General features: G+C 45.3%; 11 protein-coding genes. 6 read left to right on the top strand and 5 right to left on the bottom strand.

From position 1 onward, the window contains the following. Nucleotides 1-543: 543 nt before the first annotated feature. Both JFC07_RS01185 and JFC07_RS01180 read right to left on the bottom strand, forming a co-directional pair. Nucleotides 544-1467: an HpcH/HpaI aldolase/citrate lyase family protein gene (locus tag JFC07_RS01185; protein WP_198327888.1), complete on the bottom strand. Its 924-nt coding sequence runs from the start codon at nucleotides 1465-1467 to the stop codon at nucleotides 544-546. Between the two features lie 109 nt (nucleotides 1468-1576). Beyond that, nucleotides 1577-1984: a TehB family protein gene (locus JFC07_RS01180; protein ID WP_144297173.1), complete on the bottom strand. Its 408-nt coding sequence runs from the start codon at nucleotides 1982-1984 to the stop codon at nucleotides 1577-1579. A 321-nt stretch (nucleotides 1985-2305) separates the two neighbouring features. Between JFC07_RS01180 and JFC07_RS01175 the strand changes: the two genes are divergently transcribed. Further along, nucleotides 2306-3784: an MFS transporter gene (locus JFC07_RS01175; RefSeq protein WP_191690535.1), complete on the top strand. Its 1479-nt coding sequence runs from the start codon at nucleotides 2306-2308 to the stop codon at nucleotides 3782-3784. 120 nt (nucleotides 3785-3904) lie between these two features. On the opposite strand, the gene JFC07_RS01170 is transcribed toward JFC07_RS01175, so the two are convergent. The 3 genes from JFC07_RS01170 to JFC07_RS01160 form a co-directional block, all read right to left on the bottom strand. After that, on the bottom strand, nucleotides 3905-5161 hold the full coding sequence (locus tag JFC07_RS01170; protein WP_227678201.1) for a cytochrome P450: 1257 nt from the start codon (nucleotides 5159-5161) through the stop codon (nucleotides 3905-3907). 165 nt (nucleotides 5162-5326) lie between these two features. Then, nucleotides 5327-5986 carry a two-component system response regulator NarL gene (gene narL, locus JFC07_RS01165; RefSeq protein ID WP_191690532.1) on the bottom strand — a complete coding sequence of 220 codons (660 nt, stop codon included), beginning with the start codon at nucleotides 5984-5986 and terminating at the stop codon, nucleotides 5327-5329. Nucleotides 5987-6119: 133 nt separating this feature from the next. After that, nucleotides 6120-8171 carry a histidine kinase gene (locus JFC07_RS01160; protein ID WP_198327887.1) on the bottom strand — a complete coding sequence of 684 codons (2052 nt, stop codon included), beginning with the start codon at nucleotides 8169-8171 and terminating at the stop codon, nucleotides 6120-6122. A 288-nt stretch (nucleotides 8172-8459) separates the two neighbouring features. Between JFC07_RS01160 and JFC07_RS01155 the strand changes: the two genes are divergently transcribed. From JFC07_RS01155 to narI, 5 genes are all read left to right on the top strand, one after another. Beyond that, nucleotides 8460-9839, top strand: a complete 1380-nt coding sequence (locus JFC07_RS01155) for a NarK family nitrate/nitrite MFS transporter (RefSeq protein WP_191690528.1) — start codon at nucleotides 8460-8462, stop codon at nucleotides 9837-9839. A 385-nt stretch (nucleotides 9840-10224) separates the two neighbouring features. Beyond that, nucleotides 10225-13983: a nitrate reductase subunit alpha gene (locus JFC07_RS01150; protein ID WP_191690526.1), complete on the top strand. Its 3759-nt coding sequence runs from the start codon at nucleotides 10225-10227 to the stop codon at nucleotides 13981-13983. Nucleotides 13984-14056: 73 nt separating this feature from the next. Continuing rightward, nucleotides 14057-15595, top strand: coding sequence for a nitrate reductase subunit beta (narH, locus tag JFC07_RS01145; protein WP_068404987.1), 1539 nt, complete (start codon nucleotides 14057-14059; stop codon nucleotides 15593-15595). A gap of 46 nt (nucleotides 15596-15641) precedes the next feature. Further along, nucleotides 15642-16451, top strand: a complete 810-nt coding sequence (gene narJ / locus JFC07_RS01140; protein WP_225211597.1) for a nitrate reductase molybdenum cofactor assembly chaperone — start codon at nucleotides 15642-15644, stop codon at nucleotides 16449-16451. A 14-nt stretch (nucleotides 16452-16465) separates the two neighbouring features. Beyond that, a complete protein-coding gene (narI, locus tag JFC07_RS01135; RefSeq protein ID WP_191690522.1) occupies nucleotides 16466-17191 on the top strand; it encodes a respiratory nitrate reductase subunit gamma in 726 nt (241 codons plus the stop codon). The last annotated feature ends 222 nt before the right edge of the window (nucleotides 17192-17413 follow it).

Here is a 17413-nt window from a genome sequence, read left to right as displayed (position 1 = left end):
CTGGCTAGATAGATAAACTGAACGCTTAACATTCATTTTAAATGAATTTTTATAAGCGCAATTATAATTCCATAAATGATTAATACCGCTGCCTGTTACGATAAATCTATCAATCATCTGGTGAATATTAAGCCTGCTGCCTGAGTGATACTTTAGTCTTGGGATTAAGAATAAAGTACAATAAAAGCTGGGATTAAAGGCTTAAATCTTTGATGACATTAGAGTTAATGAATAGATTTTATCGCTTCATGCGCTAAACCTATTTGATGTATATTTACATCTAGCATCAAATTGGAAACATTTTAACATTCATTTAATATGAATGTTAAGAGTTATTTTTGCTTATTCTTATGTTTCTTATAAACTGCGCGGTTCACTTTTATCAAATCACGAGTGAAGTCCTTCATTTATAACCAAATATTACTTATACCTAATGCAAAAACATAAAAAAACCAGATAATGGAAGTGAACCGACCCCCAAAAGTTGTGTCCGACTTATGGGGGTCAGTTCAAAGTTGTCTAGTTTTTTATTAGGAACACTTATTAATTACTCAGACGATTTGATAGCAGATGATAACTGCGCTCAATCACCGGCGCATCGACCATATTACCGTCTATCTTAAAGATGGCTTGCCCACTGCTTTCGTATTCTGCGACTACCCGCTGCGCAAATTCAATCTCGCTCTCAGTTGGTTGCAGGGCTTCTTTAACAATATCGACTTGCTTAGGATGGATACAAAGCATGCCTGACATGCCCATTTGCGACCATAGTTGTACGCGTTTGTGCAGACCCGCGCTGTCATTAAAGTCCACATACACGCTATCAATCGGTGCGAGCAGTTGATGGACTTTTGAGGTTAAAATAAGCTGATAGCGAATTTGATTGGCGATGATATCCGCTGATGCTGTGCCCACCTGTACCTGCAAATCGTTACATAAGTCTAAAAAGCCGTAGCTAAATGCCACCATACCACGCGCTTTTGCCATGTCGTTGGCACGGTATAAACCAATAGCATTTTCTATCACCGCAATCACCGGCAGACCCGTTTCTTGGTTAACTTTCTCTATATCTGCTGCCTGCTCCGCTTTTGCTAATAGGACGCCTGCCAGCTTTGGCAACTGCTGACATAGCACCAAATCTTTGGCAAATTCAGCACTACTCGCTTGATTGATACGTAGCCAAATCGGGCGATAGCCTTGCGCCTCATGCTCAACAGCATAGTAGGCTTTTAATGCCGCACGAGCTTGGGCCTTGTCTGCTTGCGCAACCGCATCTTCTAAATCAACAATCACTGCATCTCCCCCGCTAGCAAAGGCTTTTTCTACCCGATCTATGCGCGTTGCTGGCACAAATAACCACGTCTTGGTATCAGCAAGTGATTTGATAACAGCTCGGTAACTTGGCGATTCAGTATTGGTATCGATACCCGTATTTTTATGGGTAGACTGATTGCTAGAAGGTGACATACTCGATTCCTAGAGGTAGATATTCATCATATAAACACTTAACGTTATTGTGCCACGACAAAAGCGCTTGTCATAGCCTAATAACGCTAGTTGGTTATAACGCTGGATATTAAGATTCCTCTGGTTTATCAAATAACTTTTCGATAGGTTTACTATGGATTTTCGAGCTGTTAAACATCGATTTATTGCCAGTATCGCCTTCTGTCCAAAAGTTGATATTAAACTGAGCATCATCGCTTAACTCTACGCGGTGCCAATATTGCGGTGGACTGACCGCAAACTGTCCGGCGTTGATAACGACTGTTTTTTCTGGCTCAGTGGCCGCTTCGTCAGCGAAACCATAAAAAGTCACCGTACCTTGCATGACGCAGATTTGGCCGTAAACGCCCTCAGCCGTATTGTGATGGGTCAATAAAGCATTGGGTACTTTATCTTTGGTGAAGAAGTGTGTCGAACGTTTGATTTTCCAATGGCTTGGAATGACGGGATTAGGATTGGTTTGGGTATCAGAACTCATGATAACTCCTTAGCTGGTTTGCTGAGTATAGATTTTTATCTCAATCTGCCTTAAAACCAATATGCAGTTAAGTGCGCAATTGAGAATAATTATCATTAATATAAAATAGCACCTTTTAAAAGCTTTTACTAGCTTTGTATGTTTTGACTATCTATAAAAATGTAACACCTTAAATGCGATCGCCGCCCCATTAACGGTCGCCCTGTCCATAAGTAGTATACAAACTACGCCCTATACTGCTTTCGCTCAATGGTGATGCTGCCCCATTATTGCTATTTTGTATCCATTACCAGCATCAGAATTTATAATGGGGACATTATTATGCATGCCAAAGAATTACTTGAGCTTGAGCGCCGTGATATCAGGGCGCTGCACTATACGTGGATTGCTTTTTTCCTCACCTTTTATGTCTGGTTTAATATGGCACCGCTGGCAACATCGATGCTACAGACAGAAAGCTATCTGACCCCTGACCACATCAAATTATTTTTAATCGCCAACGTCGCGCTAACGATTCCTGGGCGGGTTATCGTCGGCATGGCATTGGACCGTTTTGGTCCGCGGCGTGTGTTTTCTATCCTGATGGTCGTGATGGCGATACCGACGTGGTTTTTTGCGTTTGGTAACTCGGCAACCCAGCTATTCGTCTCGCGCTTATTTATGTCGATCGTCGGAGCCGGTTTCGTCGTCGGTATTCATATGACCACTTTATGGTTTAAGCCAAAAGACATCGGTTTTGCCGAAGGTTTTTATGCTGGCTGGGGCAACTTTGGTTCAGCGGCGGCGGCGATTACCATTCCAACCGTTGCTTTGCAGTTCTTTGGCGGCGACGATGGCTGGCGCTGGGCAATTGCGCTATCAGGTTTGTTAATGGCCTTATACGGCGTGGCCTATTGGTTTTTGATTACCGATGGGCCAGAAGTTGGTACGCATAAAAAATCTCGCAAAGCGGGCGCGTTAGAAGTATCGACGTGGAAGGATTTGTGGTTATATTGCTTATTTATCATTCCTTTATACGGCGTCTTATCGCTGCTGGTGTATCGTACCCAAGCGATGGGGTTTTTAAGTGCCACTGGCGGTATTATTTGTTATAGCGTCATTATAGTGATGGTCATTTACCAAATCTATAAAGCCATTAGCGTTAACGTACCTGTGATTAAAGCCGGTATTCCAGAAGATGATAAATACCCCTTTAAATCGGTAGCGGCGCTAAACGTCAGCTATTTTGCTAACTTTGGTGCAGAACTGGCGGTGGTTTCTATGCTGCCGATGTTCTTTGCCGCAACTTGGAAACTTGATCCAACGGCGGCTGGTTTGATTGCCTCTACCTTTGCCTTTGTTAACTTATGGGCGCGGCCACTTGGCGGCTATATCTCTGACAAAATCGGTAATCGCCGTTTGGTGATGTTGGTTTATATGTTTGGTATCGGCATTGGTTTTGTGCTGATGGGCGTGCTTAATGCCGAGTGGCCGTTATTTATCGCCGTGGTGTTTACCATTTTGTGCTCGGTATTTGTACAAGGAGCCGAAGGCGCGACCTTTGGTATCATTCCCTCGATTAAACGTCGTCTGACCGGTCAGATATCAGGTATGGCAGGCGCTTATGGGAACGTGGGCGCGGTATTTTACTTATTCATTTATACCTTTGTAGAGCCCAATCAGTTCTTTTATATCATTGCAGTTGGCGCATTTGTCGCATGGATTGTGTGTTATTTCTGGTTGGCAGAGCCCGAAGACGCCTTTGGTGATGAATATAAAATGTCCTCTGTCGATCGTCAGATTGCCGCAGAACAAGGCTAATTATTCATAATAGCTTTTTACCGAAAAAAAACCTACTTAGCAAACGTTAAGTGGGTTTTTTAATGGGGGCGATATTTATCTCAGAGTAATTTTTTCTAAAATAATTTAACCTAAAACGATTTAAGCTAGCACCACAGGCACATGACTATAACCGCCCAATGGTGGCTGCTCACGCTCTAAAGAAAAACCTGCCGCTAAGGTGATATCTGTGAAATGGGCTAATAGTGCTTGAGTAGCAATTCTAAGCTGCCAAGTAGCAAGCAGGCGCCCCGGGCAAACGTGCTTGCCAATACCATAAACCACGTTAGCAGCGGCATGCTCTTGAGGATCGAAACTGTTATCACCAAACACCGCTTCGTCGCGATTGGCTGATGTCCAGTTTAACTGTACGCGCGCGCCTTTGGGTAGCTTATGCGCGCCAATGGAAACGGGACACGTAGTGATACGGCGGTTTGAGACGAAAGGGTCGTCAATTCGTAATACCTCGTCGATGATAGCCTCAAGTTCGCTATCAGCAGCCTGCGACCAGAAGTTTACTTGCTCAGGATGCTTGACAATATGAGCGATGATAACGCCGACACACAAAGCGATAGACCCCAAATCGCCGCCAGTCCAATTACGCAAAATAGAAACCAGTTCGGCTTCGCTCAGCTCACGCCCATCGATACGCTCACGGCACAATTGAGCGGTGACGCTATTCATATCAAGGCTGTTTTTAGCGATATTATTTTTAGCGATATTGTTTCCAGCAGTGTTGGTTTCAGCAGTGCTCGCTTTAAACATGCCAGTCACTTCGTCAGTATTGCGGTACGGCTGTAACACCGAGCGGATAATATCATCGAAGTCTTGCGCGACTTGTGCCATTTTTACGTCGTCTTTTGAGCGAGTAGCGCTGTGATTGTCGCGCATCCACTGTAAAAGTTTCGGTTCTAATTCAGTAGGCCAACCAAGCCACGCGCATTGGGCGCGGACCGCAAATACCGCGCCGATATCAACGACTGCATTGAGCATTTTACCTTTTGGTAGCTCACTCATTAATTCTGTTGCAACCTTGTCAAAAACAGGGACATAATCCATCAGCGCTTCTTTACTAAGGTAGCCATCAATCAGCGCCCTAAAATGCTCGTGCTCTGCGCCGTCCAAACCATTGGGTACTTGCAAAAAACGCGACACCTGACTAGAAAAACGCTCATCATCTAAAGCCGCCGCCACTACATCTGCATGGCGTAACAACACCCACTCCCCTGCGTCATTTTTTATGACATCATGCGCTTGCCGTAAGTTATCGGTCAGGACGCGCAAATCACTGTCTTTACAAATAGTGACCTCAGCAGTCGCATGAGCGGTTTTTTGGTCAAATAAGTTAGATGTCATCATAAATCCTTACAGCAGGTATTCGGTTTTGTAGTGCCTTTCAATCCTCTACATGTTTCGTTTATACTTCTAGGCAACTTTATAAACGACAACCATCATACACGCAAATCCATAAGTTTTTAATGAACAAGGAAGTAATGGATAAGCAAGGCACGCTTAAAGCTCCCTTTATTTAGATAAATGATTAACCGTCCACACCGCCGCTTCTACACGCGTGCGCAGACCCGTTTTATTGAGAATATGTTTGACATGGACTTTTACTGTCGACTCGGCAATATCCAAATTGTTGGCAATCATTTTATTACTCAGCCCTTCAGCAATCATCTGAATCACTTGCAGCTCTCGGCTGGTCAAATTACTGGCGATATCTTCGATACTGGGTGTGCGCAAGGTTTGGGCAAGTATCGAGGCAAGGTTTGGACTAATGACCAGCTCGCCGCGCAGGATTTTTCTGATATCAATGATAATCAGCTCAGGTTCCATATCTTTTAGTAGATAACCATCGACGCCCAATTTCAATGCCTCTTGGACATCCTCGCCGCTATCTGAAACCGTGAATAACACGGTCTTGGTATTGATATTTCTGGCTTTGATTTCTCGTAAGGTTTCGATACCGGTCAGTACTGGCATTTTATGATCAAGTATCACCAAATCCACGTCGTTATTTTCTAAAAATGCCAATGCTTCTTGACCGTTACTGGCTTCGCCAACGACTTCGACATCGTCCTCAAGGCTTAGTAATTCAGAGATACCGCGGCGTAACATCGGATGGTCATCGACCAATAGTAGGCGCGCAGGCGACATGCTGGTATAAACTTTAGTGCTCATAACATACTCACAAATTAGAAAAAATGGTACAAAAACTCTCTTACTCAAAAAAACTGCTTAAAAAAACAAAAAATGGCAAAGTAAAAACAGCGAAAATGATAAATCTATTATCTAAAAGCGTAATTTTATTCGATTATAAATAAGCGTCTTGGGTATTTTTTTCATCAAAGAAGTTGGGCGCAAATCTGACCGTGATGATGGTACCCTGCGGTTGATTGTCTGTGACAATAAGCTCGCCGCCGATGTTGTGGGCGCGCTCTTTCATAATGATGAGGCCGTGGTGTTGGGTTTGATCGACACTTCCTGACATGCCAACGCCATCGTCGATGATACTCATGACGATATATTTATCGCCGTCCTCGTACGCCAATTGAATCTCTACATTTTTTGCCTTGGCGTGACGGCTGATGTTTGATAGTGCTTCTCTGGCAATCTGTATCAAATCTATCTGTTCAGTGGCGCTTAAATTGAGCGTCATAATCCGATTGTGCACGGTCATATTAAAATTGCCTTTTGAGGCAAACTCACTGGCAGCATCACGTAGTGCTTCATCAAAGTTATCATTATCAATGGTCAAGCGGAACGTCACCAACAAGTCTCTTAGCTGCTGATAAGCGGAACCCAAACCTATTTTTATCTGCTCAATGTTTTGATAAACAGGCGCTTGTACTGGCTCGCTACCCGCATTTTTTAGATGTCGCTCAAGGACGCTGACTTGGATTTTTAAATAAGATAACGACTGCGCCAAGGAATCATGCAGCTCACGGGCAATGGTTGAGCGCTCTTCAAACAAAATCAGCTGATGCTCTTGCTGTCTTTGTTTGCGCAGTGATAAGGCGGTACTGATTAAATTGGTCAGCGCCACGATGAGCTCGTCATTTTGTGCATCCAACTCGGCACTGACAAACGGGAAAATGCTGCCCGCTTCGGTCATTTGAATACGCTGTTCTGCCGTTATATTGCTATGATTATCAGCATTATCGTCGCCATCAGTGACAAAAGAGCGATTCATGACCAGCGTCGACTTTGGTCGTACGCGCAATTCCCCAAAGGTTTCTTGCTGATGGACGATAGGATAAGACTTGGTATGCTCGCCATTTTTAATGCCACAGCTTTCACAGCTCAGCTTTTTGCATAGCTCTTTCATTTTTTCGCCGTGCAGCACGATAGCATTTTTATTGGTGATATATTTATTTTGAATACACAAGGTAAATTCTAAATGCGGCAGCGCTTTGCTAAAGTCTGCAATCAAGTCATCGAGCTGATATAAGCTCACTTGGCTGGTGGTCAGCGATTTTGAAAAGTCATAAAACAGCGATAGCACTTGATTGGCTTTAACCAAATGCTGGGTTTTTATTTGTACTTCACTCTCAAGCGAGCGCTGATAGGTTTCAATCGTGCCCGCCATGTCATTAAAAGAGCTGCCCAATACTTCAAATTCTCGGTAGCCCTTGATGGACACACGCGTCTGAGTCTGCCCTCGTTTGAATTGGTTATTGGCTTTAATCAATTGCTGAATGGGCAGCAGTATCGATTTTTGCAAACGGCGCATGCCGATTAATACGATAATAGCGATAAGCAGCAATGAGAGGATTTGTAAGTTTTGTTGCCATGTCTGGCGCTGCTCGTTTCGGTATTGCAACTCACCGACGAAGTCATTGACATCTTCGATATAACGCGACGAGACGCTATAAAACCCTTGCTTATCTTGCGCCAATAATGCTGGCTTTAAATCTTGATACCACTGCTCTTTTATCTCTTTAAGCTGCTCATTGATGCGCACATGTCGATTGGCGCTCGTCAGCTGATAGACCTGCAATTCTTCGAGACGGTTTTCCATATCGCGGCTGAGAATATCTATCTTTTCAGCGGTCGTTTTATTGGCAAAGTCTAATTTATCCTGTTTGGCGCTCTGCGCATTGGTTTTATCGCCTACGCTGTTTTGTCCGACATGTAAACTTGGGCTAAAAGGATGGTCATCTGAAAAATCCGTGGCTATCTGAAAATTGAGTCGGTAAGTTGCCATACGCACCGAACCTGCCACATTAATGGCCTCAGCATCCGACCTTGCTACCCATGCCAGCGCGCCACTTCCTAGCGTAGACATCACCGCTAAGGTGGCTATGATCAAAATAGCGCCCCAAGCATGCAGCGATAAAGACTGTCTGTGTTGTTTAGACCTCATGAATGGCATTCACCTAGCAAATTAGCGAAAACAGGGGATAAATAACACTATTAGAGTCGTTCATTTTAAAACCGTCGACATTCAAAACCATCCGTATTCAAAATAACAAATGCGCTTATTAATCATTAAAAAACCAAACTTTTGGTAATAATTCTATTACTACTATACCCCTTTTAGCCATCAGTATACCACTATGTATGAATACTCATTATCCCGATAACAAAGTACCGTGAGTTATCATTTTTTATAAATACTTATTTTTTATAAAGACAATAAGTGAGGAAGAGTATGGGCAATAAATACAACTTCAAAGGTGGTACGCTCATTACTGACTGGCGACCTGAAGTAGAAGAGTTTTGGCAAGGCGGCGGCAAAAAAGTCGCCACGCGAAATTTATGGATATCTATTCCATCTTTGCTATTGGCGTTTGCAGTATGGATGGTATGGAGCGCGGTCATCGTGCGCTTGCCAGAGATTGGCTTTGATTTTGATGGCGGACAGCTATTTTGGCTGGCTGCATTACCGGGGCTGTCAGGGGCGACGCTGCGGATTTTTTATTCTTTTATGGTACCTATTTTTGGTGGACGTCGTTGGACAGCGATATCCACCTTATCTTTATTAATACCCGCGTTATGGATGGGTTTTGCGGTACAAAACCCTGATACACCGTTTATTATATTTGCCATTATCGCCCTACTGTGCGGCTTTGGCGGTGGTAACTTTGCGTCGTCTATGTCCAATATTTCGTTCTTTTATCCAAAAGCCGAACAAGGTACAGCGCTTGGCCTAAACGCTGGTTTGGGTAATCTAGGCGTCTCTGTCATGCAGTTTGTGGTACCGATGATTATCTTAATTGGCGCTTTTGGTAGCTTGGGCGGCGATCCACAAGTATCTGACAGCGGTCGATTATTTTATCTACAAAATGCAGGCTTTATTTGGGTACCCTTTATCTTGCTATTTACGGCATTGGCTTGGTTTGGCATGAACGATATCGCCACTGCTAAAGCGTCGTTCAAAGACCAATCGGTTATCTTTAAACGCAAACATAACTGGATTATGTGTATCCTTTATATGGCGACGTTTGGCTCTTTTATTGGCTTTTCTGCCGCCTTCCCGATGTTGATTAAAAACTCCTTCCCTGCTATTGACGCACTTAAATTTGCCTTTTTAGGGCCTTTGGTTGGCGCGTTATTTCGCCCATTAGGGGGCTGGATATCTGATAAAACCAGCGGCGCAAAGGTCACGTTTTGGAACTATATCGTGATGGTACTAGCGGTACTAGCGGTGATGTACTTCTTACCTAGTGAGACCAGTGACGGCAGCTTTGTCGGCTACTTTATCTCCTTTATGGTGCTCTTTATCACCACCGGTATCGGTAACGGCTCAACCTTTACCATGATTCCGGTTATTTTTAGAACCTTTCATGACCGCCGTGAGCCTGAAAAAGCGGGTACAGAAGAGTTATTTGTCGAGATACGTAAAGAGTCAGCAGCAGTGGTCGGCTTTACCTCAGCGGTTGCCGCTTATGGCGCTTTCTTTGTGCCAAAAATGTTCGGTTCAGGGCTGGGTATCGATGGCACCTTTATCTCTTTAATCACCTTTTATGTCCTCTGTATTGCATTAACTTGGTGGTATTACAGCCGCCCGAATGCTGAGATACCTTGCTAAAACGGCTGTGTTATAAGTCCTTTAAAGCGACTTTTATACAAGCAAAACTAAATCTATAAAGTGCTACTTGCCCATGTAAGTAGCACTTTTTTTATTTTAAATTTTTACTGCTCATGATTGGCTTAACAATCAGCGTCACACGCCGTCACTGAGCAGCTATTTAGCCTCTAATTTCCAGTGCATTTATTTTTAGCAGCTACTACTAAGGTGGTAGTGCTCTGCTCATGTTAGCGGATAGTAAGGGTGCTATGGCTTACTTAAAATGACGCTATTGAAATAATATTTACGGCTTAGGTGCATACCAATATCGAATCAAGTACGACGATACCAGCATGCGGCACTCAGCTTTAGATACACCATAGGCAATAAAACAGAGGATAGCGAAATGAGCCATTTACTCGACCAATTCCGTTTTTTTAAACGTAAACAGGGCGAATTTTCCGATGGGCATGGCGAGACGCGTGATGAGTCTCGTGACTGGGAAAACGTGTATCGTAGCCGTTGGCAGTATGACAAAATCGTGCGCTCAACGCATGGCGTCAACTGTACCGGTTCTTGCTCGTGGAAAATTTATGTGAAAAACGGCTTGGTGACGTGGGAAACCCAGCAAACCGACTATCCTGAAACCCGCCCCGACTTACCAAACCACGAACCACGCGGCTGCCCTCGCGGCGCAAGCTATAGCTGGTATATGTACTCTGCTAACCGTGTGAAATATCCAAAGGTACGTAAACCCCTACTAAAATTATGGCGCGAAGCCAGAGCTCAATATCCTGACCCTGTCGATGCTTGGGGCAGTATCGTTCAAGACCCTATCAAAGCTGAACAGTATAAATCTAAGCGTGGTCTTGGTGGTTTTATCCGCTCGACGTGGGCAGAGGTCAACGAAATCATCGCTGCCAGTAACGTTTATACAGCCAAAACCTTTGGGCCGGACCGTATTATTGGTTTCTCACCGATTCCTGCGATGTCGATGGTCAGTTACGCCTCTGGTAGCCGCTATTTATCGCTTATCGGCGGTGTTTGTTTGTCATTTTATGACTGGTATTGTGACTTACCTCCGTCATCACCGATGGTCTGGGGCGAGCAAACCGACGTACCAGAATCAGCCGATTGGTACAACTCTGACTATATCATCGCTTGGGGCTCAAACGTGCCGCAAACGCGGACGCCAGATGCGCATTTCTTTACCGAAGTACGTTATAAAGGCACGAAAACCGTCTCTATCACCCCTGACTATGCAGAAATCTCTAAGCTCACCGACTTATGGCTCAATCCTAAACAAGGTACCGATGCGGCAGTGGCGCAGGCGTTTTGTCATGTCATTATCAAAGAGTTTTATCTCAAACAGCCAAGCGATTACTTCTTAGACTACGCCAAACGTTATACCGATTTGCCGGTGCTTGTAATGCTAGAAGGTGAAGATGGCGCGCGCCGTGCGGGTCGCTACCTGCGTGCTTCTGACTTGGTCGATGATTTGGGTCAAGAAAACAATCCTGAATGGAAAACCATTGCCTTAAATAATGACGGCGAATTGGTCTCTCCGCTGGGCTCAATCGGCTACCGTTGGGGCGAAAAAGGCAAGTGGAATCTTGAGCAAAAAAACGGTACCACAGGTGAAGATATCGATCTGACGCTAACCTTAAAAGACAGCGCTGAGACTTGTGTCGTGGGCTTTGACTACTTCGGTCATGTGGATCATCCGCATTTTACCTCGGTACCAGGCGAGCCTATCCAGCAAAAAACCGTCCCTTGCAAAACCATTACCCTTGCCGATGGCAGCACCGCCATCGTTGCGACAGTATTTGATTTAACCGTGGCCAACCTTGGTGTTGACAATGGCGTCGGCGGCGAGCACGTCACCGATGATTATAACGATGCAAGCGTACCGGGCACGCCAGCTTGGCAAGAAGTGATTACCGGCCTTAGCCGTGAGCGCGTGATTCAAGTGGCTCGCGAGTTTGCTGAAAACGCTCATAAAACCCATGGTAAATCGATGATTATCATCGGTGCGGGTATGAACCACTGGTATCACCTCGATATGAACTATCGCGGCGTGATTAATATGCTCATGCTGTGCGGCTGTATCGGCAAATCTGGCGGCGGCTGGGCGCACTATGTTGGTCAAGAAAAACTGCGCCCACAAACTGGTTGGTTACCCCTTGCCTTTGCCCTTGATTGGCATCGTCCACCGCGCCAAATGGCCGGTACCAGCTTCTTTTATGAGCACAGCTCACAGTGGCGTCATGAAACCATCTCAGCTCATGAGATTCTCTCGCCAAATGCCAATAAAAAATTCTTCCCAGAGCACATGCTTGATTACAACATCCAAGCAGAGCGCGCAGGTTGGTTACCATCAGCGCCGCAGCTCAACCGTAATCCATTGACCATAGCCGCCGCCGCAAAAGCCAGCGGTAAAGACGTGGAAGAGTATGTGGTCGACTCATTAGAAGACGGCAGCTTACGCTTTGCTTGTGAGTCTCCAGACAACCCTGTGAACTTCCCGCGCAATATGTTTATTTGGCGCTCAAACCTCTTGGGTTCATCAGGTAAGGGTCATGAATATATGCTTCATTACTTCTTGGGCACCAGAAACGGTCTGCTTAACGAAGAAAACCCGACGGGTCATTTGCAGCCAAAAGAAGTCGATTGGGTAGAAAAAGGCCCTACTGGCAAGCTTGATTTGGTCGTAACACTTGATTTCCGTATGTCCTCGACCTGTTTGTACTCTGATATCGTCCTGCCGACCGCAACTTGGTATGAAAAAGACGACATGAATACCTCAGACATGCACCCGTTTATTCACCCATTAACCGCCGCCACCGACCCTGCTTGGGAATCTAAAACGGATTGGGAGATTTATAAAGGCATTGCTAAGAGCTTCTCTGAGATATCAAAAGGTCATTTGGGCGTGGAAACCGACGTGGTTACTCTGCCTATGCAGCATGATAGCCCAGGCGAGCTTGCGCAGCCATTTGGTGGCACCGACTGGAAAACCGCTGGCGAAAAACCAGTTCCTGGTAAAAACTGCCCGATGATTAAAATCGTTGAGCGTGACTATCCCAATACCTATAAGAAATTCACCTCTATGGGTCCGGCTTTAGAAAAACTGGGCAATGGCTCAAAAGGTTTGAATTGGGACATGAAAACCGAGGTCAAACAACTGGGGGATTTAAACCACCGTGTTACTGAGCCGGGTATCTCTGAAGGTCGTCCTCGTCTAAATACCGCGGTGAATGCGTCTGAGATGATTTTGATGCTGGCTCCTGAAACCAATGGTCACGTCGCCGTTAAAGGCTGGGCAGCATTGTCTGAATTTACCGGTCGCGACCATACGCATTTGGCGAAATCCAGTGAGCATGAAAAGATTCGCTTTAAAGATATCGTTGCGCAGCCACGCAAAATCATCTCAAGCCCGACGTGGTCAGGTATTGAATCTGATGAAGTGAGCTATAACGCCGGTTATACCAACGTCCATGAGCTGATTCCTTGGCGTACGATTACCGGTCGTCAGCAATTTTATCAAGATCACCCTTGGATGCAGGCGTTTGGTGAGCAAATGCAGCAGTATCGTCCGCCTATCGACACCAAGACGACGGAGATTATCCAAAATACCAAGCCCAATGGTAATAAAGAGATCGTGCTGAACTTTTTAACACCGCACCAAAAATGGGGTATTCATAGTACTTACTCTGAAAACTTGCTCATGCTGACATTGAGCCGCGGCGGTCCTTGTGTGTGGTTATCAGAAGTCGATGCTGCAAAAGCCGGTATCGTCGATAACGACTGGATTGAAGTCTTTAACGCCAACGGTGCCATTACCGCGCGTGCCATCGTTAGTCAGCGCGTCAAAGAAGGCATGACCATGATGTACCACGCCCAAGAAAAATTGGTCAACGTACCGGGCTCGCAGCAAACCGGTATTCGCGGTGGTATTCACAACTCAGTGACCCGTACTATTTTAAAACCGACGCACATGATTGGCAGCTATGCGCAGCAGTCTTACGGTTTTAACTACTATGGCACTGTCGGTTGTAACCGTGATGAGTTCGTGGTGATTCGCAAAATGTCGAAAATCGATTGGTTGGAAGAAAAACCAGATGACTCATTACCACGTCCGTTGCCAACCACCCTTGATGGTTAATAGCACGTTTATACATTGCTACTGATAAGTACTTATATTAATTGCTTTTATACAAAAGCTTGGAGCACACCCCATGAAAATTCGTTCACAAGTCGGCATGGTGCTTAACCTCGATAAATGTATCGGTTGTCACACCTGCTCGGTCACCTGTAAAAACGTTTGGACCAGCCGTGAAGGCATGGAATACGCGTGGTTCAACAACGTTGAATCAAAGCCTGGCATTGGCTATCCCAAGGAATGGGAAAATCAAAATAAATGGAATGGCGGCTGGATACGTAATGCCAACGGCACGATAAACCCGCGTATTGGTGGCAAGTTCCGCGTCTTGGCGAATATTTTTGCCAACCCTGATTTGCCAGAGATTGATGATTATTACGAACCCTTTGATTTTGACTATCAGCACTTGCATACTGCCCCGCTCGGTAACTACTCGCCTATCGCCCGCCCGCGCTCAGCCATTACTGGCAAGCGTATGCAAAAGATTGAGTGGGGTCCGAACTGGGAAGAAATCTTAGGTTCAGAGTTTGAAAAACGCCGTAAAGACAAAAACTTTGACAATATCCAAGCCGATATTTATGGCCAGTACGAAAACACTTTTATGATGTATTTGCCGCGTTTGTGCGAGCATTGTTTGAACCCAACCTGCGTGGCGTCATGCCCGAGCGGCGCAATTTATAAGCGTGAAGAAGATGGCATTGTCTTGATTGACCAAGAAAAATGCCGCGGCTGGCGTATGTGTATCTCAGGCTGCCCGTACAAAAAGATTTACTACAACTGGAAATCGGGCAAGTCTGAGAAATGTATCTTTTGTTATCCGCGTATTGAAGCTGGTCTGCCAACGGTTTGTTCTGAAACCTGTGTTGGCCGTATCCGCTACTTAGGCGTCCTACTTTATGATGCCGACAAAATTGCCGAAGCCGCTAGCACCCCGAATGAGCAAGACCTTTATCAAGCACAGTTGGATGTCTTCTTAGATCCTAATGATCCTGCGGTCATCGCCCAAGCACTAAAAGATGGCGTACCACAATCGGTGATAGATTCAGCTCAGCGCTCGCCGGTTTATAAACTGGCGATGGATTGGAAACTTGCGCTGCCATTGCATCCTGAATACCGTACGCTACCGATGGTTTGGTATGTACCGCCATTATCACCGATTCAGAACGCCGCCGAAGCCGGTAAAGTTGGTATGGATGGTCTGATTCCGGATGTTGACAGCTTACGTATTCCGCTGCGCTATCTTGCCAATATGCTAACCGCAGGCGATGAAGAGCCAGTACGTTTGGCGCTAAAACGTCTACTTGCCATGCGCAGTTATAAGCGTATGCAATTGGTAGAAAAACAAGAAGTGCAAAGTATCTTGGACGATGTTGGTCTGACCAAACTGCAAGTAGAAGAGATGTATCGCTACTTGGCGATCGCCAATTACGAAGACCGTTTTGTCATCCCAACCGCGCACCGCGAAGAAGCTTTAAGTGACGCTTTTGCTGAGCGTAACGGTTGCGGCTTCACCTTTGGCGAAGGCTGTTCAGGACATTCTGACAACAGCATGTTTGGACAACGTAAAGCCAATCGCCGTGATTTCATCGATACCGTCCAAAAATGGGAGTCATAAGATGCAAACTACTCAATTTCCTAACAGTCATTCCGTGCATGAACCTATGACACCCCCGACTATCGGTGCTTCGGATTTGATGATTCTCAAGGTATTAAGCTTACTGATAGATTATCCAAACAATGAGCTATTTAGTGGTGATACCCTCGCCGATTGTACCGAAATTGTCGCGCGCTCGACGCTAATTAGCCCAGAAGTACGCACCCAAATCACCGACTTAATCGAAGATTTAATCGATACCGGTTGCCTTGAAGCACAAGCGCGTTATGACGGTCTGTTTGAGCGCGGTCGTTCGCTATCGCTGTGGTTGTTCGAGCACGTACACGGCGAATCGCGTGATCGCGGTCAAGCGATGGTCGATTTGATGGGTCAATATGAAGCAGCTGGTTTTGAGATTAGTGTTAAAGAATTACCCGACTATCTGCCTTTATACCTTGAGTTTTTAGCCTATCAAGCGTCGGTGATTAATGACGATATTCAGATTCGTATGGATATTGCCGATGTTAGCCATATTATCGCCCTGCTTGCTGCTCGATTAGAGGATCGCGGCAGTATTTATCAAGGCTGCTTTAATGCACTATTGCAAATCGCTGGTAAGCCACTTGCTATCGTTGAAGAGTACCAAGAGCAAATCAGCAAAGAACAGCGCGACGACACCTTTGAAGCGCTAGATAAAGAATGGGAAGAGGAAGTGGTGACGTTTTTGGATGCACAGCAAGAAGATCGCTGCCCGTCGCAAACGAGTACCCAGAATCTTGCGGCCAAAGCGGGCGTTCGAACCACTCCCGCGACAAATACGGTCGATGCCCCTGTACATTGGGTCGATTTTAAAACCAGCCAACCGGTTAAACAATAATAAGGAGAGATGACATGAATATTGCAGATCCGAGCGTACAGTCTGTCGCCAACCTCAATTGGCTACAAATCTTCCTTTTTGGTGTTTATCCGTATATTGCGTTGACCATTGCAATCATTGGTACTTGGGTACGTTTTGACTTATCTCAGTATTCATGGAAATCCGGCTCAACACAGATGCTCAGAAGCAAAAACATGCGCCTTGCCAGCAACCTCTTTCACGTTGGTATTATCGTGGTTTTGCTCGGCCATTTATTTGGGATGTTGACGCCGCACTTTCTGTACGACCGCTTTATTAGCGCCGGCAACAAGCAGATTTTAGCGGTGGTCGTCGGTGGTATCGCGGGAGTATTTTGTTGGTTTGGTCTGGTGATGCTGCTATGGCGACGCTTTACCGATGAGCGTATCTCGCACACCTCGACGTTCTCAGACAAGCTGGTACTGGTGTTGTTATTTATTCAGCTCAATCTTGGTCTAATTTCTATCTTTACTTCAGTCAAGCATTTAGATGGTTATACCATGATGAATTTGGCCGGCTGGGCACAAGATATTACCATTTTAAGACCTTGGCAGGCAGCGGCGCGTATCGAGCAAACCGACTTGATTTATCAGCTGCATATGGCACTCGGTATTACACTGATTGCGATATTCCCGTTCACACGGCTTATCCATATTATCAGTGCACCAATTTGGTATTTCGGTCGCCGTTATCAGATTGTGAGAGAGAAACGTTCGCAATAGAAACGTTCCTAATAGGAATAGCCACAATAGTGATACAGCATTCAAGTTTAGATAAAGCTACGATACCATAAGATTCATTTTTAATGAATCTTATGGTAAAATATTAATTACTAGACCGCTAAACGCTCAATCCCAGCGTTTTCTAAAGCAGTTTAATGAAGGTTATTACGCTCATACACTGAGCTAACGCTTCTAAACTTATCACTGTGTAAATCACTAAAG

Origin of the sequence: Psychrobacter faecalis (assembly GCF_016107575.1) — a bacterium.
Taxonomy (GTDB): Bacteria; Pseudomonadota; Gammaproteobacteria; order Pseudomonadales; family Moraxellaceae; genus Psychrobacter; species Psychrobacter faecalis.
The sequence above is the reverse complement of the archived record's forward strand: the minus strand, read 5'-3'. Positions and strand labels throughout refer to the sequence as shown.